Here is a 22,952-nt window from a genome sequence, read left to right as displayed (position 1 = left end):
CCATGACCAGTCCCAACCCCGCCGCCAAGCGCAGTCTCGCGCAGCGGATCAGCGGTGAGCGGATCGTGCTCGCACTGGCCGCGCCGGTGCTCGCGGTCGTGCTGTCCGTCGCGATCTGCTCCGTCCTGCTGGCGACCTCGGGCAAGAACCCGTTCGACGCGTGGAACGTGATGATCACGTTCGCCACCAAGTCGGACGGCCAGGTGCTGATCCTCAACCGGGCCACCACCTACTACCTGGCCGCCGCGGCCGCCGCGTTCGGGTTCCGGATGAACCTGTTCAACATCGGTGTCGAGGGCCAGTACAAGGTCGCGGCGCTGTTCGCGGCCTTCGTCGGCGCCCAGGTCGACCTGCCGGCGTTCATCCAGATCCCGCTGCTGCTGGTCACCGCCATGCTGGTCGGCGGTCTGTACGCGAGCATCGCCGGTCTGCTGAAGGTCTACCGCGGTGTCAGCGAGGTCATCTCGACCATCATGCTGAACGCGATCGCGGTCTCCATCGTCGGTCTGCTGCTCGTCCCCGGCGTCTTCGCGCCCAAGGCCAGCAGCACCAGCAACTCGATCCAGACCAACCCGGTCTCGGACTCCAGCCACTTCTTCAGCATTCCCACCGCCGGTGGCGACCTCTGGGGCTTCCTCTTCATCGCCGTCCTGGTGGGCGTGCTGTTCCAGTTCACGCTGACCCGCACCCGCTTCGGCTTCGACCTGCGGGCCACCGGCCGCTCGGAGTCCGCCGCGACCGCGTCCGGTGTGAACGTGAAGCGCATGGTCGTCACCTCGATGGTGGTCTCCGGCGCGATCGCCGGTCTGATCGGCCTGCCCGAGCTGCTGCAGAACTCCTACTCCTACGGGCAGAGCTTCCAGCCCGGTCTGGGCTTCCTGGGCATCTCGATCGCCCTGCTCGGCCGGAACAGCCCGATCGGCATGGCCTTCGCCGCGCTGCTGTTCGCGTTCCTGGACTCCACCGGCTCCCAGCTGCCGCTGAAGGGCGGCTTCCCGTTCGAGATCGTCGCGGTCATGCAGGGCACCATCGTCATCTGCGTCGTCGTCGCGTACGAGCTGGTGCGCCGCTACGGCCTGAAGCGCCAGCAGCAGAAGGTCGGCGCCCAGCTCGCCGCCCAGGCCGCCGCGGCCAGCAACAAGGAGGTTGCGGCATGAGCCAGAACTTCACGACCGAGTACCGGAAGAGGCTCCTCTTCCCGCTCGGAGAGCCGTCGGGCAAGCCCGCGAAGAAGGGCAAGCTCTCCTGGCCGGTCGTCCTGCTCCTGATCGCGGGCGCCCTGGTCCTGTTCGCCGCCGTGGGCATGGCCACCGGCAACCACTCGCTGACCTCCTCCGGTCAGGTCTCCGCCGCGCTCGGCTCCGCCGTGCCGATCGGCATGGCCGGTCTGGGCGGTCTCTGGTCCGAGCGGGCCGGCGTGGTCAACATCGGCCTCGAAGGCATGATGGTCGCCGGCACCTTCTGCGGCGCCTGGGCCGGTTACCTGGTCAACCCGTGGGTCGGTCTGCTGGCCGGCATGCTCGGCGGTGCGCTCGGCGGTCTGCTGCACGCGATCATCACCGTCACCTTCGGCGTGGACCACATCGTCTCCGGCGTCGGCATCAACCTGCTGATCCCCGGCATCTGCGCGTACGTCAACCGGATCTACTACAAGGACTACATCTCGGCCGGTGCCGGGGCGAACCAGTCCCCGCCGGCGGATCCGCTGCCGTACATCACCGTTCCGGGGCTGTCCTCGGGCCTGAAGACCATCGAGAACCACCACTGGTTCCTGGTCTCCGACATCGCCGGCGTGCTCGGCGGCCTGGTCACCAACCTCTCGGTGGTCGTGGTGCTGGCCGCCGTGCTGATCGTGGTCAGCTACTTCCTGCTGTGGCGCACGGTGTTCGGCCTGCGGCTGCGCTCCTGCGGTGAGAACCCGACCGCGGCGGAGTCGCTCGGCGTCAACGTCTACAAGTACAAGTACATGGCGGTCATCGCCTCCGGCGCCTTCGCGGGCCTCGGCGGTGCGTACCTCTCGCTGGTCGCCGCGCACTTCTACAAGGACGGCCAGACCCTGGGCCGCGGCTTCATCGGCCTCGCGGCGATGATCTTCGGCAACTGGATGCCCGGCGGTCTCGCCATGGGCGCCGGCCTGTTCGGCTTCACCGACAGCCTCCAACTGCGCGACCCGGAGTCGGTCCACGTGCTGATCCTGATCGTCGCGATCGCGATGGCGCTGCTCGCCCTGTGGCAGCTGTACCGCCGCAAGTTCACCGCGACGGTGATCTCCCTCGTGGTGGCCGGCGGGCTGGGCGCCTGGTACGCGCTGACCGACGAGGTTCAGCGTCCGCTGATCGTCGCCACGCCGTACCTGATCACCCTGGTGGTGCTCTCGCTGGCCTCGCAGCGCCTGCGGATGCCCAAGGCCGACGGCCAGATCTACCGCAAGGGCCAGGGCAAGTGACGGCGCCCGTGATCGACTGGGCGCGGCTGCGCGAGGCGGCACGCGAGGCGATGGGCCACGCGTACGCCCCGTACAGCAAGTTCCCGGTCGGCGCGGCGGCGCTGGTGGACGACGGCCGGCTGGTCAGCGGCTGCAACGTGGAGAACGCCTCGTACGGGCTCGGGCTGTGCGCCGAGTGCGGGCTGGTGTCCGCGCTGCACGCCTCCGGCGGCGGCCGGCTGGTCGCCTTCACCTGCGTCGACGGCGAGGGCGAACTGCTGATGCCGTGCGGGCGCTGCCGCCAGCTGCTGTACGAGCACGGCGGCCCCGGGCTGCTGGTCGAGCTGCCCTCCGGCGTGAAGCCGATGAGCGAGGTCCTGCCCGACGCGTTCGGGCCGGAGCGGCTCTAGCCTCTCTTTCTGTTACGCGCGTAGAGTGTCGCGAGTGGGCCGAAACCCGGTCATCTCGCGACACTCTTCGCTTTTGAACCCCTTCTTGGAGCACGCATGGATGCCATCTCCGTCATCAGGACCAAGCGCGACCGCGGAGAGCTGAGCGACGCTCAGATCGACTGGGTCATCGACGCCTACACCCGTGGCGAGGTCGCCGACGAGCAGATGTCCGCGCTCGCCATGGCGATCCTGCTGAACGGCATGAAGCCGCGAGAGATCAGCCGCTGGACCGAGGCGATGATCCGCTCCGGCGTCCGGATGGACTTCTCCTCGCTGCCGCTTCCCACCAGCGACAAGCACTCCACCGGCGGCGTCGGCGACAAGATCACCCTCCCGCTCGCCCCGCTGGTCGCCGCCTGCGGCGCGGCCGTCCCGCAGCTGTCCGGCCGCGGCCTCGGCCACACCGGCGGCACCCTGGACAAGCTGGAGTCCATCCCCGGCTGGCGCGCCCTCCTCTCCAACGACGAGATGATGGACGTGCTGCGCGACGCGGGCGCGGTCATCTGCGCGGCCGGCGACGGCCTCGCGCCCGCCGACAAGAAGCTGTACGCGCTGCGCGACGTCACCGGCACCGTCGAGGCCATCCCGCTGATCGCCTCCTCGATCATGTCGAAGAAGATCGCCGAGGGCACCGGCGCGCTGGTGCTGGACGTCAAGGTCGGCTCCGGCGCCTTCATGAAGAACATCGACGACGCCCGCGAGCTCGCCCGCACCATGGTCGGCCTGGGCACCACCGCCGGCGTCAACACCGTCGCCCTGCTCACCGACATGTCCACCCCGCTCGGCCTCACCGCGGGCAACGCGCTGGAGGTCCGCGAGTCCGTCGAGGTCCTGGCCGGCGGCGGCCCGGCCGACGTCGTCGAGCTCACCCTCGCGCTCGCCCGCGAGATGCTCGCCGCGGCCGGCGTGCACGGCAAGGACCCGGCCGACGCCCTGCGCGACGGCTCCGCGATGGACCACTGGCGCCGCATGATCGCCGCCCAGGGCGGCGACGTCGACGCCCCGCTCCCGGTCGCCCGCGAGCAGCACGTCATCCCCGCGCCCGCCTCCGGCGTGCTCACCGCGCTGGACGCCTACGCCGTCGGCGTCTGCGCCTGGCGCCTGGGCGCCGGCCGCGCCCGCAAGGAGGACCCGGTGCAGGCCGGCGCCGGCGTCGAGATGCACGCCAAGCCCGGCGACACCGTGGTGGCCGGCCAGCCCCTGCTGACCCTCCACACCGACACCCCGGAGCGCTACGACTACGCCATCGAGGCGCTGGCCGGCGGCATCGAGGTCTCCCCGGAGGGCACGGCGTTCACCCCGAACCCGATCGTGCTGGACCGCATCGCCTGATCCTGGTCGACCAGTGGTCGAAGGGAGCCGTACCCGCTGGGTACGGCTCCCTTCGAGTGTGAGCTCAGGCGTAGGTCCGCAGGACGCTGGTGTCGAGGGTCCAGGGACCGCCGTGGTAGTCGTTCTCAGGGTTGGACTTGGAGACGACCTCCACGACGAGAGGGATCTCGTGGGGGAGGAAGGCGGGGTTGTCGTCGTCCAGATTCGCCTCCGGGAAAACCATCAGGTCCGGGTTCCGGAGCCGGCCAAGGCCCACGTCCTCCAGGTCCGCGCCCCCGTGGGCGATGTACCCCGGATGAGTCTGGGGCAGCTGGGCGTTGAGCTGCCGCGCAAGGCGGATGACGGCCAGCTCATGACGCTTCACCGGCGACAGCGTCGTGACGATCTCGCCCTCGGCGATCCCGACCTTCCCTATCCCCGGCACCTGCGGCAGCTGATCCGCGATCTCACGCAACCGGGCGAACACTGCAGGATCGACGCTCATATCCCGGAGCGTATCGGCGCCCGCTGTCAAGCGTCCGCGACCGCTCGCCTCGTGGTGTGCGCCTGGTGGGTGGCGTAGAGGGTGACCGCCGCAGCCAGGGTCATGGCGGTGAGGCCGACGGCGGCGGCGCCGGGCCAGCCGGTGGAGTGGTAGGCGTCGGCGCCGAGGGTGCCGCCGAGGCTGTTGCCCAGGTAGTAGGCGATCAGGTAGAGCGCGGAGGCCTGGGCGCGGCCCTCGGTGGCCGTGCGGCCGACGGCGGCGGAGGCGGTGGCGTGGCCGGCGAAGAAGCCCGCGGTGATCAGCACCAGGCCGAGCAGGGCGCAGGGGAGCGAGTCGGCGAGCGAGAGCAGCAGGCCGGCGGCGGTGACGCCGACGGCGACGTAGAGGGCACCGCGGCGGCCGAGGCGGGCGGAGAGGCGGCCGGCCGCGGCGGAGGTGCCGGTGCCGACCAGGTAGACCACGAAGATCGACGCGGCGATCGACTCCGGCAGGCGGAACGGCGCGGCGGTCAGCCGGTAGCCGACGGTGTTGTAGACGGCGCCGAACACCGCCATGAACAGCATTCCGAGCGCGTACAGCCGCACCAGCAGCGGGTTGCGCAGGTGCCGGCCGACCGTACGGGCGAGGGCGCGGGCGTCCACCGGGGCCGGGGTGAAGTGCCGGGCGGCGGGGATCAGCAGCCGGAAGGCGAGCGCGGCCAGCAGGGCGAGGGCGGCGGAGGCGGCCAGGCCCCAGCGCCAGCCGAGGGCGGCGGCGGTCCAGCCGGAGAGCAGCCGGCCGCCCATGCCGCCGATGCTGTTGCCGGCCACGTACAGGCCCATCGCGGAGGCCAGCGCGCTGGGGTGGACCTCCTCGGCGAGGTAGGCCATCGCGGTGGCGGGAAGGCCGGCGAGCGCGGTGCCCTGGACGACGCGCAGTACGACGAGGGTGGTGAGGTCGGGTGCGAGGGGCAGGGCGACGGCGACGGCGGAGGCGGCGAGGGTGGAGGCCGTCATCACCGCGGTGCGGCCGTAGCGGTCGGACAGCGCGCTGGCGGGGAGCAGTCCGAGGGCGAGGCCGAGGGTGGCGGCGGAGGCCGTCCAGCTGGCCTGGCCGGGCGTGAGGTCGAGGTCGGCCGAGAGGATCGGCAGCAGGCCCTGGGTGGAGTAGAGGAGGACGAAGGTCGCGATCCCGGCGGCGAACAGGGCGAGGTTGGCGCGGCGGAAGTCGCGCTGGCCGGGGCGGTGGCGGTCGTCGTGGCCGAGGGCGCCGGGGGTGCGGGCGGTGGAGGCATCCGGGGCGGTCACGGATGCCCTGGTATCGGAGGGCTGCATGTCGTCGACGGTAGGCCCGGCGCGGTTGATGCGTCCAATGCATGAAGAGTGGATGATCGATGCACTGGCGTATGAGTCGAGGTGGGGCGCGGATGACCGTGGCGGATGTGTCGGACGGAACGGAGCAGCGGTACCGGGCGGCCGAGTTGGGGCCGGACGAGCCCGCCGTGCTGCTGGCGCCCCGGCTGGCGCAGTTCGCCGCGGTGGCCCGGCTGGAGCACGTGACACAGGCGGCGGCGCTGCTCGGGGTGCCGCAGCCGACGCTGTCGCGCGCGGTGGCCCGGCTGGAGGAGGAACTGGGGGTGGACCTGCTGGCCCGTCAGGGCCGGGCGGTCCGGCTGACCAGGGCGGGCCGGCTGTTGCTGGCCTCGGTGGAGCGGGCGTTGGCGGAGCTGGAGCGCGGCGCGGAGGCGGCCCGGGCGGAGGCGGACCCGGCGGTGGGGCGGGTGGCCTTCGGCTTCCTGCACACGATGGGGCCGGACGCCGTTCCGGCGCTGCTGCGCGGGTTCCGGGCGGCGCACCCGCAGGTGCGGTTCCAGCTGGTGCAGGACTACGGCACGGCGATGCTGGAGCGCCTGCGCGCGGGGGAGTTGGACCTGTGCCTGGTGGCGCCGCTGCCGGACGATCCGGTCTTCACGGCCCGCCCGCTGGACGAGCAGCGGCTGCACCTCGTCGTCCCGGCGGACCACCGGCTGGCCGGGCGGCGGCGGATCCGGCTGGCGGAGGTGGCCGAGGAACCGTTCGTCGGCCTGGAGCAGGGGTACGGGCTGCGCATGATCACGGACGGCTTCTGCGCCCAGGCCGGGTTCGTGCCCCGGCTGGCCTTCGAGGGGGAGGAGACCGAGACCCTGCGCGGGCTGGTGGCGGCCGGGCTGGGGGTGGCGCTGCTGCCGCCGGCCCTGGTGCCGCGGCCGGGGGTGGTCGAGCTGGAGGTGACCGCGCCGCGGACCCGCCGGGCGATCGGCCTGGCCTGGGCGACGGGCAGGCCGCTGACGCCGCCGGTGGCGGCGTTCCGTGACTTCGTGCTGTCCCGGCGCGGGCGGCTGCTGCACCACGACTGAGGCGGACCGCGACCGGTTCGGACCGCGACCGTTTTGGCGGATCGTATGGACCGGGAGGAGGAATTCGGGGCGGACTTTGGACCATCCGGTGGTGTCCGCGGTAGGCGGTCTACGCGCGTAGGGGCTATATTTCCGCAATGGAGAAGCAGATCCCCGTCACCACCGCGGGCACGGGCCCGCGCATTCCCACCCCCGACCAGATCCGCCGCGCGCCGAAGGTCCTGCTGCACGACCACCTCGACGGCGGACTGCGCCCGGAGACCGTGGTCGAGCTCGCCGCCGCGACCGGCTACGACGGTCTCCCCACCACGGACGTCAAGGAACTCGGCGAGTGGTTCCGCGAGGCCGCCGACTCCGGCTCGCTGGTGCGCTACCTGGAGACCTTCGCGCACACCTGCGCCGTCATGCAGACCCGCGAGGCCCTGGTCAAGGTCGCCGCCGACTGCGCCGAGGACCTGGCCGCCGACGGCGTCGTGTACGCCGAGGTCCGCTACGCCCCCGAGCAGCACCTGGAGGGCGGCCTGACCCTGGACGAGGTCGTCGAGGCCGTCCAGGAGGGCTTCCGCCTCGGCGAGGCCAACGCCCGCGCCGCCGGCAACCGGATCCGCATCGGCACCCTGATCACCGCGATGCGGCACGCCGCCCGCTCGCAGGAGATCGCCGAACTCGCCAACCGCCACCGCGACCAGGGCGTCGTCGGCTTCGACATCGCGGGTGCCGAGGCCGGCTACCCCCCCACCCGCCACCAGGCCGCCTTCGACTACCTCAAGGGCGAGAACAACCACTTCACCATCCACGCGGGCGAGGCCTTCGGCCTGCCGTCGATCTGGGAGGCCCTGCAGTGCTGCGGCGCCGACCGGCTCGGCCACGGCGTGCGGATCGTGGACGACATCACGGTCAACGAGGACGGCAGCGTCGCGCTGGGCCGGCTGGCCGCGTACGTGCGCGACAAGCGCATCCCGCTGGAGATGTGCCCGACCTCCAACCTCCAGACGGCGGCGGCCACTTCGTACGCCGAGCACCCGATCGGGCTGCTCAGCCGGCTGAAGTTCCGGGTCACCGTGAACACCGACAACCGGCTGATGAGCGGCACCAGCATGAGCCAGGAGTTCGGGCACCTGGTGGACGCCTTCGGCTACACGCTGGGCGACATGGAGTGGTTCACGGTGAACGCGATGAAGTCCGCGTTCCTGCCCTTCGACGAGCGGCTGGCGATGATCAACGACGTGATCAAGCCGGGCTACGCCGAGCTCAAGGCGGAGTGGCTGTTCAGCGCGGGTGCCGGCGCCAACTGAGCCGACGCGCTCCCGCGGTCGGGTGAACGCCGCTTCCTGGAAAGGGAGTTGGCGTTCATCTGACTAGTCACTCGGGTGAGTGAACGCCCTTTGGTTCTCGCGCGACCCTGTCACTACGGTGTGCCAGTCATTGCTGACAGGTCGTGGCGGCGGTCGTCCGTTCGCCGGGCCGCGCGACGTCGGCCACCGATGAGGACCCAAGGGGACGAACCATGAAGCAGGCTCTCAAGGCCGCCGGCACCGCGGCGCTCGGCATCGCCATCGCGGCGGTCGGCGCCGGCACCGCCTCCGCGGCCGGCCAGGCGGCCGGCGGCCTCGGGCTGCCCACCGGCGCGGTGACGAACCCCGCGGTGACCGGTGCGGTCACGGACACCGCCGCCAAGCTGCCCGGCGGCGAGAAGGTCGCCGGCACGCTCGGCACCCTGGCCCCGACCGCCGGCCAGGCCGTGCCCGCAGACGCCACCCCGATCGCCGGGGTCACCCAGCAGCGCACCGGCGTTCCGTCCATCCCCGGCCTGGACAAGACCCCCGTCGGCGGACTGACGGGCGTCCTGCCCGGCCTCGGCGGCTGATCCCGGCCACCGGCACCACGACGGGCCGCCCGCCCCCGGAGAACCCCGGGGGCGGGCGGCCCGTCGTCGTGCCCCGCCCGTACGGCCTCACGGCTCCTGGGGGAGCAGCACCCACAGCGCGAGGTAGATCAGGAACTGCGGACCGGGCAGCAGGCAGGAGAGCAGGAAGATCAGCCGGACGGTGAACGGCGCCATGCCGAAGCGCTCGGCGATCCCGGCGCAGACGCCGGCGATGACGCGGTTGTGGCGGGGACGGGCGAGGCGGGCGGTCATCGAGACTCCTCGGGGCTGCCACCCGGCCGGTCGGTCCGGCGGGCGTACTTCCATGCTCCGCCGCCGACGGCCCGGAGTCCTCCGCCCGCCAGGCGATTCCCGACCCCGGCGGGTCACCGGGAAGGCGTACGCCCGCGTCGGGGTCCGTCTCAGGGATGCCCCGGAGGCCGGCGGGGTGCCGGGCGGCTCGGAGGCCGTCCGGTCGGGAGCGTGTGGGGGCGGAGGGCCCGTTCACGGAGCCGTCCGAGCCGGGGGATATGATTCCGCGGTCGTTGCTGGTGGGGGGCACGCGGCGGCGCCAGTACGGCCTCAACGGGCCCCTCACGCCTGCGATTTCGCACTCTTTCCGGGTTACGCCCGAATTCCTCCGTGAGGTTCCCTTGCGCAATCAGCCCTGCAGAATCCTCGCCGTGGCCGCCACTGCCGCCCTGGTCTCCGGCGTCGCCGTGGCAGCGGCCCCGGCCGCCCTGGCGGCCCCGCCGGCCGCCGGTGCGACCCAGGGCGCCCAGGCCTCCTCGCCGGTCACGGTCACCCTCGTCGGCCTGCCCGACACGGTCAAGGCGGGCGGCGCGCCGATCGAGTTCTCCGCGACCCTCAGGAACACCGCCGACCACCAGGTCGACGTGCTGGGCTCGGTCCTCACCGTCGCGGACACCGGTATCGGCACCAAGCCGAGCCAGTTCAAGCTGGAGTACCAGTCCCCCGGCGCCACGCAGTGGAAGGACGCCACGGCGAGCGGCGGGATCGCCGGTGGCCTCTGGGACATCGACCGGACCGCCGGGCCGCACCTGGCGCCCGGCACCGAGGCCGTCTACCGCCTGCGGCTCACCGTCACCGCCGACGCCCCGGCCGGGCGGGTGACTCCGGGCTTCAACTCCGTGGTCGCGGACCCCGCCCTGCCGCCGGAGCAGCGGATCTCGTACGCGATGAGCGGCTACGGGAACCTGGTGATCGTCCCGGCGGTCACGCCGACCACCCCGGCCACCACGCCCGCGGCCACGGCGGACGTCAGGCTCGACGGGGTCCCCGCCGTCTTCACGGCGGGCGGGAAGGCGAAGCCGTTCCAGCTGGTCCTCACCAACAACAGCGGCAAGGAACTCCGGCTGGTGCCCGCGGTCGTGTTCCAGGGGCAGGGACTCCTTCCCTCCGGGACGGTCGGGTTCGAGTTCCAGACGCCGAACGGGGACTGGCTGGCGGGCAGCCCCGGCGGCGACCCGGACCACCCGGCCTGGCTCTACCAGGCGCTGCGGACGGGCAGCAAGGACGCCGACGTCATCACCCTGCCCAAGGGCGGGACCAGGACGATCAACCTCCGGCTGGCCTTCACCAAGGACGCCCCGGCCCTCGCCGAGTCCCTGGTCGCCGTCGCGGGCACCCTGCCCGGCGCGGGTGAGAGCCCGGCCGAGGCGTTCAGCCCGAAGGCCGACTTCACCATCGTGGGCCCGGCGGGCCCCACCGGCGCCCCCGCCCCCGCCCCCGCCCCTGCCACCGGCACGGCCGAGCCCGCCCCCGAGCCGTCCACCGCCCCCGCCGCCGTCCCGGCCGCGCAGGTCACCACCGGCGCTCCGAGCCCGGCGGCCGACACCGTGCAGGCCGCCGCCGCGGTCACGGGCCCCGCCCCGGCCGCTGTGTCCGCCGCCCGGCTCGCCTCCACCGGCGGCGGCTCCTCCTCCGCCCCGATGGCCGTCACCGGCGCGACCGCGATCGCCCTCGGCATCGGCACCCTGGTCGTGGCCCGCCGCCGCAACGGCGCCCGGGGCGCCCGAGACTGACCCGGTACGGCCGAAGGCCCGCCCGTCACCCGCTGCGGAGCGGGGACGGACGGGCCTTCGGCCTTCGTGCGGCGGCTCAGCCGGCCGGCTGCTGCGGCGGCTGCGGCTGGGCGTACGGGTTGTCCGCCACCGGCTGGGCCGGCGCGCCCGGCTGGTAGGGCGAGGCGCCCTGCGGCGGCACGGACGGGCCGGCCTGCGCGGCGACCGGGGACACCGGGACATTCGGGGCGACCGGGGCGTTCGGGTTGAACGCGGCCGGCTGGGCGGTGCCGGGCGCGTGGGCCGCGGCAGGGCTGTACGGCGCGTTCGGGTCGTACGCCCCGGCCGGCGGGGTCGGCCGGTTCTTCTCGTTGCTCCGCTCGACGACCGCCTTCACCGTGGCGACGATCATGGCGACCGGCAGGATCAGCGCCTGGTAGAAGATCCGGTACGTAGTGCCCTCGAAGTCGAACGCGAGGTAGTAGGCGTAGCCCGCGAACGCGATGCCGATGACGATGTTGATGATCCGCAGGCCGGCCTTCAGGCCGCGCAGCGGCAGTACCCCGAGGACCACCATGGTGATGCCGCTGAACGCCAGCAGGACGACGTACCAGGAGAACATCGGATCGGCGCTGAAGTCGAGATTGTTCAAGGGGGGTTTCCTGTGGGGGGAGAAAAACGGCGGGAACCGCCTGGGGACGAGAGCGCACAGTACTGGAGGCGACCGACATCCGTCGTCGTCTTTTCGTCACGGTGTCGTTGCGCTGTGTCCGTGCTGCGCCGCAGGAGAAGTTGACGAGGTGGGAAATGACCGACCATGAGGTGCTGCGGGTCTTCTGCGGGCCGGACGGGCGGCACGGGAACGCGCTCGGGGTGGTGCGGGACGGTGCCGCCGTGCCCGGGCGGGCGGCTCGGCAGGAGCTTGCGCGTGAACTCGGCTTCAGCGAGACGGTGTTCGTCGACGATCCGGAACGCGGGGAGATCGACATCTACACCCCGAGCGTGCGCCTGCCGTTCGCGGGTCACCCGTGCGTGGGGGCGGCCTGGCTGCTCGGCGTCGGGCAACTCGTCACCGCCGCCGGGGTGGTGGCCGTTCGGCACGAGGGCGGGCTGACCCGGATCGAGGCCCGCCCGGAGTGGGCCCCGGGGCGGACGCTGCGGCAGTACGGTTCGGCGGCCGAGGTGGAGGCGCTGGAGGTGCCGCCGCCGGGGGAGTGGGTCTACGCCTGGGCCTGGCAGGACGAGGCGGCCGGTACGGTCCGGGCACGGGCGTTCCCCGGTCGGGGCGACGGGATCGACGAGGACGAGGCGACCGGGGCGGCGGCCCTGTTGCTGGCGGGGCACCTCGGGCGGGCGCTGACCGTCACCCAGGGCCGGGGTTCGCAGCTGATGGCGGGCCCGCGCCCGGGCGGGCTGGTCGAGGTCGGCGGCCGGGTGGTGCCCGCGGGGGCTTGGAGCGGGTCAGGGCGGGTCCGACGATTCGCGTCGGATCAGGAGCGCCCGGGGGCGAGCGGGCGGGTGGGGGGCGTCGGCTCCGCGTAGGCGCGCGCCCGCGCCGCGGGTACGGCCGCCACCGCCGGGGCGACGGTGGCGGCCACCGGCGGGACGGTCAGGGCGGACACTCGCGGGGCCCGCGGCTTCGGCCGGGGGGCCTGCAGCAGGTGGCGCAGGCCGGGCACCAGGGCGAGGTGGGCGATCACCACGCCCAGCACGGCGAACAGTATGTGGTCCACGTTGAGCACGTGTCCGGGCGTCCAGGAGGAGAGGAACTCCAGGCCGGTCGCCAGCAGGGCGGAGACGCCCGTGGTGCGCAGGAAGGACGGCAGCCAGGGGGCCCGGACCCGGCCGCCGGCCAGCGGGAGCAGCACGCCGAGCGGGGCGAGCAGCAGGAACTCGCCGACCACCTGCCAGGTGGTCGAGGAGCGGAGCGAGGCCAGCGGAGTCAGGTTGGCGTCGTACACCCAGGCCACCGGCAGCGGTCTGAGCACCAGCCAGAGCACCAGCGTCAGGTGGAGGGCCAGGCCCGCCAGCCCGGCCAGCCGGAAGGGACGGTGGACGGCTGCCGTCGCCCTGCTCTGGGTCCGAGCGCCGGAACGCCCGCCATCTCGCTGCACGGGGGGAAGGACGTGGGCCTGGGGCGCGCCGGTTCCGTCTCGGACGTGAACATTCCAGGACGCGCTCCCGTTTCCCCCTCCGCCGGACACGCCTCAGCGGCACGGCGCGGCCGTGGGCACCGCGCTGAACGCGTTGTCGGGCGGCGGAGAGCCGGGCGCCACCGGGGTCGGCGAGGGGCTCGGACCGGCGGCCTTGGCGGCGCCGCGGGTCGGGGTGAGGGTCGGGGCCGGGCCGGTCGGGGTGGCCAGGGCGGTCGGTATGTGCGGGGCGGTCGGGCAGGCCGTCCGGCTGGCGGGCGCGCCGGCGTCGACCGGTACGGCGGTCGGCCGGATGCCGCAGCCGGAGGCCAGTGCGAGCAGGAGCAGCACGCCGGCGGTGCGGCGCAGGGTGGTGCGGGTGGGGGAGGTCACGTGGCGTCCTTGTGCTCGTCGTCGCCGGCGGGGCCGCCTTCGGCCCCGCCCGCGGACGGCGGCGGTGGCGGGGTCAGCGGCAGGGTGAGGGTGAACACCGCGCCGACCTCCCCGTTCGCCGCCGTGATCGTCCCCCCGTGGATCTGGGCGTTGGCCATCGCGATGGACAGCCCCAGGCCGCTGCCCTCCGAGCGGGCCCGCCCCCGGTCGGCCTTGTAAAAGCGGTCGAAGACGTGCGGCAGCACGTCCTCGGGGATGCCGGGGCCGCTGTCGGAGACCTCGACCACGACCGAGTCCTCGGTCTGCCGGACCTTGACCCGCACCGGCGAGCCGCCGTGCTTGAGGGCGTTGCCGATCAGGTTGGCGAAGACCACGTCGAGCCGGCGCGGGTCGACCACGGCCAGGATGCCCCGCGGGGCGTCCAGTTCGACCGCGTCGTACCAGGCCCGGCCGTCGATGCAGGACATGATCAGGTCGGCGACGTCCACCTCGTCGGCGACCAGCTTGGCGGTGCCCGCGTCGAAGCGGGTGACCTCCATCAGGTTCTCCACCAGGTCGGACAGCCGCCGGGTCTCGCTGACCACGAGCCGGACGGCCGGCTCGATCATCGGGTCCAGCGACTCCGCCTCGTCCTCCAGGATGTCGGTCACCGCGGTCATCGCGGTCAGCGGGGTGCGCAGTTCGTGCGACATGTCGGCGACGAACCGCCGGCTCTGCGCCTCGCGCGCGCTCAGCTCCTCGACCTGCTCGTGCAGCGACTCCGCGGCCCGGTTGAACGTCCGGGCCAGGTCGGCGAGTTCGTCCGAGCCCTCGACCTCCAGCCGGGTGTCCAGGTGCCCCTCGCCGAGCCGCTTGGCGGCCTCGCCGAGGCGCTTGACCGGCCGCAGTACGGTCGCCGAGGCGGCCTGGGCGAGCAGCGCCGAGCCGATCAGCGCCAGCAGCGTGGCGATGGCCAGCGACCAGCCCAGCGTGTTGAGGTCGGCCCGCTCGTTCTCCAGCGACTTGAACATGTACGCCGTCGGACCGTTCGGCAGCACCTTGGTGCCGCCGATCACGAACGGGCGGCCCTCCAGGTTCTGCCGCTGCCAGTACAGGTGGTACGGGTACGGGTTGGTCTCGGTGACCTCGCGCGGCTTGGCGACGGTGGTCTGCAGCGCCGCCGGGACGTCGGCCAGCGTGAAGTGCGTCGGGTCGGACGAGGCCGGGCACTCCGGGTGCGCCCCGTCCACCACGACCACGTCGTAGGTCAGGCCGGAGCTCGCCACGGTGGAGGCCAGCGCGGCGAGTTCCGGACAGCTGGCGTTCAGCGGCAGGTCGGAGACGTTGCGGCTGAGCGAGACCCGGAAGTCGTTCAGCGCGGTGTCCTGGGCTCGCTTGAGCACCGCGTCCCGGTTCAGCCAGTACGCGATGCCGGACGCCGAGACGGCGGCGAGCAGCGCGACGGCCGCGAACACCGCGATCAGCCGCACCCGCAAGGAGCGCAGCCGCCGCCACGGGCCGGACGAGAACCGCCGGGCAGTCTGCTGATGGTCAGTCACAAGAGCCTGTCGTCGTACGGGAGTTCAGGGGTTCGGAACGGGGAGGGTCAGGCGGGGGGGTCCAGCCGGTAGCCGACGCCGCGCACGGTGCGGATCAGCGTCGGCGCGGACGGCACGTCCTCGACCTTCGCCCGCAGCCGCTGCACGCAGGCGTCCACCAGGCGGGAGTCGCCGAGGTAGTCGTGCTCCCAGACCAGCCGCAGCAGCTGCTGGCGGGAGAGCGCCTGGCCGGGGCGGCGGCTGAGCTCCAGCAGCAGCCGCAGCTCGGTCGGGGTGAGCTGGAGGTCCTGGCCGTCTTTGGTGACGGTCATCGCGGCCCGGTCGATCACCACACTGCCGTACGCGGAGGAGTCCGAGCTCTCCCGCTCGCCGCGCCGCAGCACCGCCCGGATCCTGGCGTCCAGCACGCGCGGCTGCACCGGCTTCACCACGTAGTCGTCGGCGCCGGACTCCAGGCCCACCACCACGTCGATGTCGTCCGAGCGTGCGGTGAGCAGGATGATCGGCAGCTGGTCGGTGCGGCGGATCCGACGGCAGACCTCGAAGCCGTCGATCCCGGGCAGCATGACGTCCAGCACGATCAGGTCGGGCCGCTGCTCCTTGAAGAGCCTCAGACCGTCCTCGCCGGAGGCGGCGGTGGCCACGCGGTGGCCCTGGCGGGTGAGGGCGAGTTCGAGGCCGGTGCGGATGGCGTCGTCGTCCTCGATCAGTAGGAGGAAAGGCACGGCCCCATTTTGGCTCACGGAAAGCGCCGAATCACCCCCCGGACCGGTCACCGCCCGTACGGGAACCGGAAGGACGCCCACCGGCGTCCGGTAGGGAGGGAGCCGGACCGGGACGAAAGGCCCGCCCCTGTGACACCCCTGTGACAGTCGGCGGACAGCGCCATCACAACCGGCGGGCAGGATTTTCCATGTCGCCGCAGGACAGCGGGCCGCAAGGGCCGGCTGGAGGGCGGCAACAGGAACTGCTCGTACCGACCCAGGGGGCGCACGATGAACGCCATGCTTCAGACCCGGACCAACCCGGCTGTCCGCACCGCGCGTTCGTCAGCGACCACGCACCGGACCCGGTACGAGGTCAGGACCGACGAGAACTCCGGTGCCGTGACCGTACGGGGGTGCGCGCACAGCACCGGTGGAAACCCTGTCGCCCGCCGGGTGAGCGGCGGCGGCAGGACGGGGGAGCTGTACGGGATCGGCCGACTGGGGAGTGCGGTCGACTCCGCCAACACCCTCACGCTGCGGGGGATCCTCCCCGTCCGCGCCGAGGGCAAGGACAACCGGGGGAACAGCGGCCTGCGGGCGGTCGGTTCGGGGGAGCCGACCGGCCGCGAGGCCGCCGGTGCGACGCTGCTGCGGCTGAACCCCGCACCGGCCCGCACCACCGAGGCGGGACAGGGAGACGCGCAGGGGGAGCACCCGGCCGTCGCGGAGGACCACATCACGGAGTTCACCGCGTACGTGCGCGAGCGCCGCGCCTCCCTGTACGCCACGGCGTACCACCTCACGGGTGACCGCTACGAGGCCGAGGACCTGCTGCAGAGCGCGCTCTTCAGCACCTACCGCGCCTGGGGCCGGATCACCGACAAGGCCGCGGTCGGGGGCTACCTCCGCCGCACCATGACCAACCTGCACATCTCCGCCTGGCGGCGCCGCAAGGTCAACGAGTACCCGACCGAGGAGCTGCCGGAGACGGCCGGCGACACCGACGCGATGGGCGGCACCGAGCTGCGCACCGTGCTCTGGCAGGCGCTGGCGAAGCTGCCGGAGAACCAGCGGACCATGCTGGTGCTGCGGTACTACGAGGGCAAGACCGACCCGGAGATCGCCGACGTCCTGGGGATCAGCGTCGGCACGGTCAAGAGCAGCATCTGGCGCGCGCTGCGCCGGCTGCGCGACGACGAGCACCTGAACAAGTCGGGCGACACCGTCCGGGCGTTCGGTGAGCTGGTCGCCTAGGGCCGAGGGGACCCTGGGGGCCAGGGGGGCAAGAGGACTCCCGTCGGGGGACGGGTAGCGGACGGTTGCGGTTCGGGGGCGCCGGCTCGGGGGAGCGGTGCCTGTGGGGAGCCGAGGCCGTTCGGCAGGCGACGGCCCGGTGCGGGGGAGACGCACCGGGCCCGTCGTCGTTCTCGTCGGCGGGCCGCCGTTCCGTCGGCCCGCCGTTCTGTCGGGCCGCCGTTCCGTCGGCCCGGCTTTCCGCCGCCGGCGTTCAGACCGCGGAGAGCTCCAGCGGCCCGGCCGCCGCGCGAACCCGCCGCTCGGCCTCCGCTCCGGCGCACGGGTACGAGCCGAGTTCGACCTGCCGGCCGACGATGGCCCGCTCGGCCCGCATCAGCCGGAAGCCCCGGCGCAGCAGCACCGGCAGCGACTTGCGGCCCTCGCGGACGTCCCGGCGCAGTCGGCGCCAGGCCGTGGTGAGCGCGCCGTTGCGCAGGCACAGGGCGTCCCCGAGCAGGCCCTCGGCCGCGCACTCGGCGACGATCTCGGCGGCGAATATGCCCTCGGCGATGAACGCGGTCGCGCCGCCCAGGTCCAGCGGGCGGGTGGAGACCCGGCCGTTGTCCGGGATCGAGTACACCGGCACCTCGGTGCGCCCGTCCTCGTACAGTGCGCGGATGGCGGCGACGGCCTGGTCGCGGTGCCAGGCGAGCGGGGAGTCCCAGTCCACGGCGCCGTCGGGCAGCCGGGGCAGGGTGGGGTCGTCCCCGTCCTTGTAGAAGTCGTCCAGCTGGAGCACCGGCAGCCCGCTGCGCTCGGCCAGCGAGGACTTCCCCGATCCGGAGGGCCCGGAGAGCAGGATCACCCGGGCATGGGCCGTCGGCGCGGGATTCATGGGGGAGTCACTCACGGGACACCAGTCTGACGCATCCCGGCCGGTTGCCGAAACCGTCCGGCTCACACCTTCTGCGACTCGGGACGGGCGAAGGCGAGGTGGACCACCGGCAGGTAGCGGCTGTCGACCTGGAGGTACACGGGGCGGCCGCCGCCGGGCGGCTGGTAGGCGGTGGCGGCCCAGTCCTGGGAGTGCCAGGTGTCGGGCTCGGGCTCGTGGAAGGTGCCCCCGGTGGGCAGATCGACGTGACCAAGGACACGGGAGCCGAAGCTCACCGCCGTGGCACCCGGGGTGATGCCCAACCTGCCGTTGACGTACTCGCGTTGCCAGCCGGGCCGCTCGGACCGGGCCGAACAGGGCACCCGTACCGGCTTCCCCGCGGCCAGTCGGCGGCGGACCCGGGCCACGTGCCACCTGCGGACGAACCCGTCCGCGAACAGCGGCATCAGCTCGGCGATCAACTCCCCCACGGCGCCCCCCTCGACGGTGTCGGTACCGAGGATTGTGGTCCGGACGCATGCGCACGGCGAGCGCCGAAAGTCGGCTGGGACGGTGACGAAAGTCGACGGACCCGCGCCAGGGGGGGAGAGGCGCGGGTCCGTCCAATGACCGCCCGGGCCCTGGGGGGGAGAGGGCGCTGGGGACGGCCAGTCTGTGGAGTTGTGACGCGGTGGAGCGGGGAGGGTCAGATCCCCATCGGGTGCCAGACCGTCTTCGTCTCCAGGAACGAGAGTAGCCGGTCCGTACCGGGCGCATTGGTCCAGTCCTGGGCGAACGGGTCCAGCTCCGGACGGACCACCCGCTTCAGGGTATCGGCGGCGGCGGCCTCCAGGGCGGGCGCCGCGCCGGGGCCGTCGGCGGCGATGGCCCCGGTGAGGTCCAGCGCGTTGACGTCCTGGTGCGAGGCCAGCGTGGGGGCGATGTCCGCGGTGCGGCCCGAGATGATGTTGACCACGCCGCCCGGGACGTCCGAGGTGGCGAGCACTTCGCCCAGCGACAGCGCGGGCAGCGGGGCGTCCGCGGCGGCCGCGACCACGACCGTGTTGCCGGTGGCGATCGCCGGGGCGATCACCGAGACCAGGCCGAGCAGCGAGTGCCCGTAGCCGGCCTGCGGGGCGACGATCCCGACCACGCCGGTCGGCTCCGGGGTGGAGAGGTTGAAGTACGGCCCGGCGACGGGGTTGGCACCGCCCGCGATCTGGGCGACCTTGTCCGTCCAGCCCGCGTACCAGACCCAGCGGTCGATCGCGGCGTCCACCAGCGCGGCGGCCTTCTTCGGGCCGATGCCCTCGGAGAGCGACACCTCGGCGGCGAACTGCTCGCGGCGCCCCTGCAGCATCTCGGCCACCCGGTACAGCACCTGGCCGCGGTTGTACGCGGTGGTGCCGGCCCAGCCCTTGACCGCCGCGCGGGCGGCCAGGACGGCGTCACGGGTGTCCTTGCGGGTGCCCAGCGGGGCGTTGGCGAGCCACTCGCCCTTCGAGTCGGTCACCTCGTACACCCGTCCGCTCTCGGAGCGCGGGAACTTCCCGCCGACGTACAGCTTGTAGGTCTTGAGGACGTCAAGACGCTGGATGGTCGTGTCAGACATCTCGGGCCTCGACATTCAGGTAGGGCTCCAGACCGTGGCGGCCACCCTCGCGGCCGTAGCCCGACTCCTTGTAGCCGCCGAACGGCGAGGTCGGGTCGAACTTGTTGAAGGTGTTGGCCCAGACCACGCCGGCCTTGAGCCTGTTGGCCATCCAGAGGATGCGCGAGCCCTTCTCCGTCCAGATGCCGGCGGAGAGGCCGTACGGGGTGTTGTTGGCCTTCGCGACCGCCTCCTCGGGGGTGCGGAAGGTCAGCACCGACAGCACCGGGCCGAAGATCTCCTCCTGGGCGATCCGGTGGGCCTGGCTGACGCCGGTGAACAGGGTCGGCTTGAACCAGAAGCCGGTGCCCGGGAGTTCGCACTCCGGCGACCAGCGGTCCGCGCCCTCGGCCTCGCCGGCCTCGGTCAGCTCGGTGATCCGGGCCAGCTGGGCGGCCGAGTTGATCGCGCCGATGTCGGTGTTCTTGTCCAGGGGGTCGCCGACCCGCAGGGTGGCCATCCGGCGCTTCAGGGCGTCCAGCACCTCGTCCTGGACGGACTCCTGGACCAGCAGGCGCGAGCCCGCGCAGCAGACGTGGCCCTGGTTGAAGAAGATGCCGTTGACGATGCCCTCGACCGCCTGGTCGATCGGCGCGTCGTCGAAGACGATGTTGGCGGCCTTGCCGCCGAGCTCCAGCGACAGCTTCTTGCGGCTGCCGGCCAGCTGCTTGGCGATCGCCCGGCCGACCGGGGTGGAGCCGGTGAAGGCGACCTTGTTGACGTCCGGGTGCGCGGTGAGCGCGGCGCCGGTGCGGCCGTCGCCGGTGACGATGTTGACGACGCCCTTCGGCAGACCGGCCTGGCGGCAGATCTCGGCGAAGCGCAGGGCCGTCAGCGGGGTGGTCTCGGCCGGCTTGAGGACGACCGTGTTGCCGGTCGCCAGCGCGGGCGCGATCTTCCACGCCAGCATCATCAGCGGGAAGTTCCACGGGATGACCTGGCCGGCCACGCCCAGCGGGCGCGGGTTGGCGCCGAAGCCGGCGTAGTCCAGCTTGTCCGCCCAGCCCGCGTAGTAGAAGAACCACGCGGCGACGGTCGGGATGTCGAAGTCGCGGGTCTCGCGGATCGGCTTGCCGTTGTCCATCGACTCCAGCACGGCCAGCTCGCGGCTGCGCTCCTGGATGATCCGGGCGATCCGGAACAGGTACTTGGCGCGCTCGCTGCCGGGCAGTGACGACCAGTCGGCGAAGGCCTTGCGGGCGGCGGCGACGGCGCGCTCCACGTCCTCGTCGGTGCCCTGGGCGAACTCGGCGAGCACCTGCTCGGTGGCCGGGTTGACCGTCTTCAGGGCCTCGCTGCCGGAGGAGTCGACGAACTCGCCGCCGATGAAGTGGCCGTACGAGGTGGCGATGTCGCCCGCGGCGGCGGGGGACTCCGGGGCCGGGGCGTAGGCGAAGAGGCCTCCGGCCGGCTTGGCCGCGGGCTCCTCGATGTTCTTCTTCTTGGCCATGGTGATCAGTCCACCGTCACGTAGTCGGGGCCGGAGTAGCGGCCGGTGGCGAGCTTCTGGCGCTGCATCAGCAGGTCGTTGAGCAGGCTGGAGGCGCCGAAGCGGAACCAGTGCGGGGTCAGCCAGTCGTCGCCGAGCGTCTCGTTGACCATCACCAGGTACTTCATGGCGTCCTTGGTGGTCTTGATGCCGCCGGCCGGCTTCACGCCGACCTGGACGCCGGTGGCGGCGCGGAAGTCGCGGACTGCCTCCAGCATCAGCAGGGTGACCGGCGGGGTCGCGTTGACGGCGACCTTGCCGGTGGAGGTCTTGATGAAGTCGGCGCCGGCCAGCATCGCCAGCCAGGAGACGCGGCGCACGTTGTCGTACGTCTGCAGCTCGCCGGTCTCGAAGATCACCTTGAGGTGGGCGGAGGTGCCGTCCGGGCGCTTGCACGCCTCCTTGACGGCGACGATCTCGTTGTAGACGTCGAAGTAGCGGCCGGAGAGGAAGGCACCGCGGTCGATCACCATGTCGATCTCGTCGGCACCCGCGGCCACCGCGTCGGCGGTGTCGGCGAGCTTGACCGGGAGGGCGGCGCGGCCGGCCGGGAAGGCGGTGGCCACCGAGGCGACCTGGATGTCGGTGCCGCGCAGGGCGTCCTTGGCGGTGGCGACCATGTCCGGGTAGACGCAGATGGCGGCGACGCGCGGGGTGGTCGGGTCGGTCGGGTCGGGGGTCCTGCCCTTGGCGCACAGGGCGCGCACCTTGCCGACCGTGTCCGCGCCCTCCAGTGTGGTCAGGTCGATCATGGAGATCGCCAGGTCGATGGCGTACGCCTTCGCCGTGGTCTTGATCGAGCGGGTGCCCAGGGAGGCGGCGCGGGCTTCGAGGCCGACCTGGTCGACGCCGGGCAGGCCGTGCAGGAAGCGGCGGAGCGAGGCCTCGGACGCCGCAACGTCCGCGAGGCCGCTGTCCGCAACGCCTGGGGGTACCTCCCGGCCGCCAGGCTGGGGGAGGGCATTGGCTGCAACAGTGGACATAGTCACCAGACCAGCATATCTACGCGCGTAGTCGACCGCTAGGGCGACCACCTTTCCGGCGGCCTTTCGTGGCCGGACCGAGACCTCGGCCACCCGGCGCTCCGGCCTGCCATTCGTGGCCGGACCGAGACCCGCCGGTGAGGGGCGGATGGGGCAGAATCGACGCCATGACCGAATCCGACGGCAAGCCCCACCAGGGCCCGGCCGCCCCCGGCGGGGAACCCGAGTACGCGGACCGCGTGTACCGCTCCGTCCCCGGCGTGATCTCCGGCGTGCTCCTGCTCGCCGTCGCCGCGTGGCTGATCGGCGACGCGGTGGTGACCGGCACCGGCAAGACCCCGTACGTCGCCCTCGCCGCGGTGCCGGTGTTCGCCTTCCCGGTGATCGCCTACACGCTGCGCCCGGCGGTGTTCGCCGGCAGCGACCGCCTCGTCGTCCGCAACCCGTGGCGCACCATCACCGCCCCCTGGGCCTCGGTCGCCGCGCTGCGCGCCGGGTACTCCGTCGAGCTGCTGGCCGGCGAGAAGAAGTACCAGGTGTGGGCCGTCCCGGTCTCGCTGCGCCAGCGCAAGCGCGCCACCCGGGCCCGCAGCCGCGGCAACGCCGAGCACGCCTCCCGGACGGGGCTGGGGCTGGGACTCGCCGGCCGGACCAACCCGGTCGTCCAGGGCGCCCCCGACCCCACCCGCGCCTGGTCCGACCAGGTGACGGACGTCCTCCAGGAGATGGCCGAGCGCAACGGCACCCGCCCCGGCGCGGCCGGGCCGGTGGTCGTCCGCTGGTGCTGGTGGGTCATCGCGCCCGCGCTGGTGGGCCTGGTCGCCCTGATCACCGTGATCGCCGTCTGAACCCGGACGCGGGGGGGGGGGCGCCGGCGGCCGCCCGGGCCGCCCCCCCCGGCCCCGTCCGCAGCTGGACCGTCCGTTCCCGGGCCCCCTCCGCGATCATCCTCAACAGCCCGTCCACGGTGGGCCGTTGTGCCGGATCCTTG

At 72.9% G+C, this 22,952-nt stretch carries 24 protein-coding genes; 11 read left to right on the top strand and 13 right to left on the bottom strand.

Features of this window, described 5'->3' with window-relative positions:
- Positions 1 to 2: 2 nt before the first annotated feature.
- From ACFV1W_RS27830 to ACFV1W_RS27815, 4 genes are all read left to right on the top strand, one after another.
- On the top strand, positions 3 to 1,157 hold the full coding sequence (locus ACFV1W_RS27830; RefSeq protein WP_380419987.1) for an ABC transporter permease: 1,155 nt from the start codon (positions 3 to 5) through the stop codon (positions 1,155 to 1,157).
- Positions 1,154 to 2,446 carry an ABC transporter permease gene (locus ACFV1W_RS27825; protein WP_380419986.1) on the top strand — a complete coding sequence of 431 codons (1,293 nt, stop codon included), beginning with the start codon at positions 1,154 to 1,156 and terminating at the stop codon, positions 2,444 to 2,446. Before ACFV1W_RS27830 ends, ACFV1W_RS27825 begins: the two co-directional genes overlap by 4 nt.
- Complete coding sequence (locus ACFV1W_RS27820) at positions 2,443 to 2,835, top strand: cytidine deaminase (protein WP_380419985.1); 393 nt, start codon at positions 2,443 to 2,445, stop codon at positions 2,833 to 2,835. Before ACFV1W_RS27825 ends, ACFV1W_RS27820 begins: the two co-directional genes overlap by 4 nt.
- 96 nt (positions 2,836 to 2,931) lie before the next feature.
- The gene (locus tag ACFV1W_RS27815; RefSeq protein WP_380419984.1) at positions 2,932 to 4,209 is read left to right on the top strand and encodes a thymidine phosphorylase; all 1,278 of its coding nucleotides are present in this window, start codon (positions 2,932 to 2,934) and stop codon (positions 4,207 to 4,209) included.
- A gap of 64 nt (positions 4,210 to 4,273) precedes the next feature.
- On the opposite strand, the gene ACFV1W_RS27810 is transcribed toward ACFV1W_RS27815, so the two are convergent.
- Both ACFV1W_RS27810 and ACFV1W_RS27805 read right to left on the bottom strand, forming a co-directional pair.
- Positions 4,274 to 4,693 carry a Uma2 family endonuclease gene (locus ACFV1W_RS27810; RefSeq protein ID WP_380419983.1) on the bottom strand — a complete coding sequence of 140 codons (420 nt, stop codon included), beginning with the start codon at positions 4,691 to 4,693 and terminating at the stop codon, positions 4,274 to 4,276.
- 26 nt (positions 4,694 to 4,719) lie between these two features.
- A complete protein-coding gene (locus ACFV1W_RS27805; RefSeq protein WP_380419982.1) occupies positions 4,720 to 6,006 on the bottom strand; it encodes an MFS transporter in 1,287 nt (428 codons plus the stop codon).
- Between the two features lie 92 nt (positions 6,007 to 6,098).
- Here ACFV1W_RS27805 and ACFV1W_RS27800 point away from each other — a divergent pair, with 92 nt between their 5' ends.
- The 3 genes from ACFV1W_RS27800 to ACFV1W_RS27790 all read left to right on the top strand — a co-directional run bounded on the left by ACFV1W_RS27800 (position 6,099) and on the right by ACFV1W_RS27790 (position 8,934).
- On the top strand, positions 6,099 to 7,067 hold the full coding sequence (locus tag ACFV1W_RS27800; RefSeq protein ID WP_380419981.1) for a LysR family transcriptional regulator: 969 nt from the start codon (positions 6,099 to 6,101) through the stop codon (positions 7,065 to 7,067).
- A gap of 137 nt (positions 7,068 to 7,204) precedes the next feature.
- Positions 7,205 to 8,362 (top strand): adenosine deaminase, encoded by a 1,158-nt coding sequence (locus ACFV1W_RS27795; RefSeq protein ID WP_380419980.1) that lies wholly within the window; start codon positions 7,205 to 7,207, stop codon positions 8,360 to 8,362.
- A gap of 212 nt (positions 8,363 to 8,574) precedes the next feature.
- The gene (locus ACFV1W_RS27790) at positions 8,575 to 8,934 is read left to right on the top strand and encodes an ATP-binding protein (protein WP_380419979.1); all 360 of its coding nucleotides are present in this window, start codon (positions 8,575 to 8,577) and stop codon (positions 8,932 to 8,934) included.
- Between the two features lie 87 nt (positions 8,935 to 9,021).
- Here ACFV1W_RS27790 and ACFV1W_RS27785 read toward each other — a convergent pair whose 3' ends face one another.
- Entirely contained in the window at positions 9,022 to 9,207 is a 186-nt protein-coding gene (locus tag ACFV1W_RS27785; RefSeq protein WP_380419978.1) for a PspC domain-containing protein, read from the bottom strand.
- Positions 9,208 to 9,617: 410 nt separating this feature from the next.
- Here ACFV1W_RS27785 and ACFV1W_RS27780 point away from each other — a divergent pair, with 410 nt between their 5' ends.
- Positions 9,618 to 10,979 (top strand): hypothetical protein, encoded by a 1,362-nt coding sequence (locus ACFV1W_RS27780; protein WP_380419977.1) that lies wholly within the window; start codon positions 9,618 to 9,620, stop codon positions 10,977 to 10,979.
- Positions 10,980 to 11,055: 76 nt separating this feature from the next.
- Here ACFV1W_RS27780 and ACFV1W_RS27775 read toward each other — a convergent pair whose 3' ends face one another.
- Positions 11,056 to 11,610 (bottom strand): hypothetical protein, encoded by a 555-nt coding sequence (locus ACFV1W_RS27775; RefSeq protein WP_380419976.1) that lies wholly within the window; start codon positions 11,608 to 11,610, stop codon positions 11,056 to 11,058.
- Positions 11,611 to 11,765: 155 nt separating this feature from the next.
- Here ACFV1W_RS27775 and ACFV1W_RS27770 point away from each other — a divergent pair, with 155 nt between their 5' ends.
- Positions 11,766 to 12,500 (top strand): PhzF family phenazine biosynthesis protein, encoded by a 735-nt coding sequence (locus ACFV1W_RS27770; RefSeq protein WP_380419975.1) that lies wholly within the window; start codon positions 11,766 to 11,768, stop codon positions 12,498 to 12,500.
- On the opposite strand, the gene ACFV1W_RS27765 is transcribed toward ACFV1W_RS27770, so the two are convergent.
- The 4 genes from ACFV1W_RS27765 to ACFV1W_RS27750 form a co-directional block, all read right to left on the bottom strand.
- Positions 12,449 to 13,072, bottom strand: a complete 624-nt coding sequence (locus ACFV1W_RS27765; protein ID WP_380419974.1) for a VanZ family protein — start codon at positions 13,070 to 13,072, stop codon at positions 12,449 to 12,451. The two genes, ACFV1W_RS27770 and ACFV1W_RS27765, sit on opposite strands and share 52 nt — an antisense overlap.
- 93 nt (positions 13,073 to 13,165) lie before the next feature.
- Positions 13,166 to 13,483 (bottom strand): hypothetical protein, encoded by a 318-nt coding sequence (locus tag ACFV1W_RS27760; protein WP_380419973.1) that lies wholly within the window; start codon positions 13,481 to 13,483, stop codon positions 13,166 to 13,168.
- Complete coding sequence (locus ACFV1W_RS27755) at positions 13,480 to 15,021, bottom strand: ATP-binding protein (RefSeq protein ID WP_380419972.1); 1,542 nt, start codon at positions 15,019 to 15,021, stop codon at positions 13,480 to 13,482. Before ACFV1W_RS27755 ends, ACFV1W_RS27760 begins: the two co-directional genes overlap by 4 nt.
- Positions 15,022 to 15,068: 47 nt before the next feature.
- Complete coding sequence (locus tag ACFV1W_RS27750; RefSeq protein ID WP_030257458.1) at positions 15,069 to 15,746, bottom strand: response regulator transcription factor; 678 nt, start codon at positions 15,744 to 15,746, stop codon at positions 15,069 to 15,071.
- 270 nt (positions 15,747 to 16,016) lie between these two features.
- Between ACFV1W_RS27750 and ACFV1W_RS27745 the strand changes: the two genes are divergently transcribed.
- Positions 16,017 to 16,982 carry a SigE family RNA polymerase sigma factor gene (locus ACFV1W_RS27745; protein WP_380419971.1) on the top strand — a complete coding sequence of 322 codons (966 nt, stop codon included), beginning with the start codon at positions 16,017 to 16,019 and terminating at the stop codon, positions 16,980 to 16,982.
- Positions 16,983 to 17,235: 253 nt separating this feature from the next.
- Here the strand turns inward: ACFV1W_RS27745 and ACFV1W_RS27740 are convergent, their stop codons facing one another.
- From ACFV1W_RS27740 to deoC, 5 genes are all read right to left on the bottom strand, one after another.
- Positions 17,236 to 17,874: an ATP-binding protein gene (locus ACFV1W_RS27740; RefSeq protein WP_380419970.1), complete on the bottom strand. Its 639-nt coding sequence runs from the start codon at positions 17,872 to 17,874 to the stop codon at positions 17,236 to 17,238.
- A gap of 47 nt (positions 17,875 to 17,921) precedes the next feature.
- Positions 17,922 to 18,329, bottom strand: coding sequence for a hypothetical protein (locus ACFV1W_RS27735; protein WP_380419969.1), 408 nt, complete (start codon positions 18,327 to 18,329; stop codon positions 17,922 to 17,924).
- Between the two features lie 215 nt (positions 18,330 to 18,544).
- Positions 18,545 to 19,450 (bottom strand): aldehyde dehydrogenase family protein, encoded by a 906-nt coding sequence (locus ACFV1W_RS27730; protein ID WP_380419968.1) that lies wholly within the window; start codon positions 19,448 to 19,450, stop codon positions 18,545 to 18,547.
- Positions 19,443 to 20,939 carry an aldehyde dehydrogenase family protein gene (locus tag ACFV1W_RS27725; protein WP_380419967.1) on the bottom strand — a complete coding sequence of 499 codons (1,497 nt, stop codon included), beginning with the start codon at positions 20,937 to 20,939 and terminating at the stop codon, positions 19,443 to 19,445. The genes ACFV1W_RS27730 and ACFV1W_RS27725 overlap by 8 nt, the downstream gene beginning before the upstream one ends.
- A gap of 5 nt (positions 20,940 to 20,944) precedes the next feature.
- Complete coding sequence (gene deoC / locus ACFV1W_RS27720; protein WP_380419966.1) at positions 20,945 to 21,961, bottom strand: deoxyribose-phosphate aldolase; 1,017 nt, start codon at positions 21,959 to 21,961, stop codon at positions 20,945 to 20,947.
- A 167-nt stretch (positions 21,962 to 22,128) separates the two neighbouring features.
- Between deoC and ACFV1W_RS27715 the strand changes: the two genes are divergently transcribed.
- The gene (locus tag ACFV1W_RS27715) at positions 22,129 to 22,809 is read left to right on the top strand and encodes a PH domain-containing protein (RefSeq protein ID WP_380419965.1); all 681 of its coding nucleotides are present in this window, start codon (positions 22,129 to 22,131) and stop codon (positions 22,807 to 22,809) included.
- Positions 22,810 to 22,952 lie beyond the last annotated feature (143 nt).

The sequence above is a fragment of the Kitasatospora sp. NPDC059648 genome (assembly GCF_042734825.1).
Lineage (GTDB): Bacteria > Actinomycetota > Actinomycetes > Streptomycetales > Streptomycetaceae > Kitasatospora.
Note: the sequence above shows the minus strand (reverse complement) of the source record. Positions and strands in the feature narration are given on the sequence as shown.

Bases quoted from the DNA above. Each gene is read 5' to 3' on its own strand.
- ACFV1W_RS27825 (WP_380419986.1), top strand. From the start codon at position 1,154: ATGAGCCAGAACTTCACGACCGAGTACCGGAAGAGGCTCCTCTTCCCG.
- ACFV1W_RS27785 (WP_380419978.1), bottom strand. From the start codon at position 9,207: ATGACCGCCCGCCTCGCCCGTCCCCGCCACAACCGCGTCATCGCCGGC.
- ACFV1W_RS27715 (WP_380419965.1), top strand. From the start codon at position 22,129: ATGACCGAATCCGACGGCAAGCCCCACCAGGGCCCGGCCGCCCCCGGC.
- ACFV1W_RS27805 (WP_380419982.1), bottom strand. From the start codon at position 6,006: ATGCAGCCCTCCGATACCAGGGCATCCGTGACCGCCCCGGATGCCTCC.
- ACFV1W_RS27795 (WP_380419980.1), top strand. From the start codon at position 7,205: ATGGAGAAGCAGATCCCCGTCACCACCGCGGGCACGGGCCCGCGCATT.
- ACFV1W_RS27770 (WP_380419975.1), top strand. From the start codon at position 11,766: ATGACCGACCATGAGGTGCTGCGGGTCTTCTGCGGGCCGGACGGGCGG.
- ACFV1W_RS27815 (WP_380419984.1), top strand. From the start codon at position 2,932: ATGGATGCCATCTCCGTCATCAGGACCAAGCGCGACCGCGGAGAGCTG.
- ACFV1W_RS27800 (WP_380419981.1), top strand. From the start codon at position 6,099: ATGACCGTGGCGGATGTGTCGGACGGAACGGAGCAGCGGTACCGGGCG.
- deoC (WP_380419966.1), bottom strand. From the start codon at position 21,961: ATGTCCACTGTTGCAGCCAATGCCCTCCCCCAGCCTGGCGGCCGGGAG.
- ACFV1W_RS27830 (WP_380419987.1), top strand. From the start codon at position 3: ATGACCAGTCCCAACCCCGCCGCCAAGCGCAGTCTCGCGCAGCGGATC.
- ACFV1W_RS27730 (WP_380419968.1), bottom strand. From the start codon at position 19,450: ATGTCTGACACGACCATCCAGCGTCTTGACGTCCTCAAGACCTACAAG.
- ACFV1W_RS27790 (WP_380419979.1), top strand. From the start codon at position 8,575: ATGAAGCAGGCTCTCAAGGCCGCCGGCACCGCGGCGCTCGGCATCGCC.
- ACFV1W_RS27745 (WP_380419971.1), top strand. From the start codon at position 16,017: ATGAACGCCATGCTTCAGACCCGGACCAACCCGGCTGTCCGCACCGCG.
- ACFV1W_RS27725 (WP_380419967.1), bottom strand. From the start codon at position 20,939: ATGGCCAAGAAGAAGAACATCGAGGAGCCCGCGGCCAAGCCGGCCGGA.
- ACFV1W_RS27810 (WP_380419983.1), bottom strand. From the start codon at position 4,693: ATGAGCGTCGATCCTGCAGTGTTCGCCCGGTTGCGTGAGATCGCGGAT.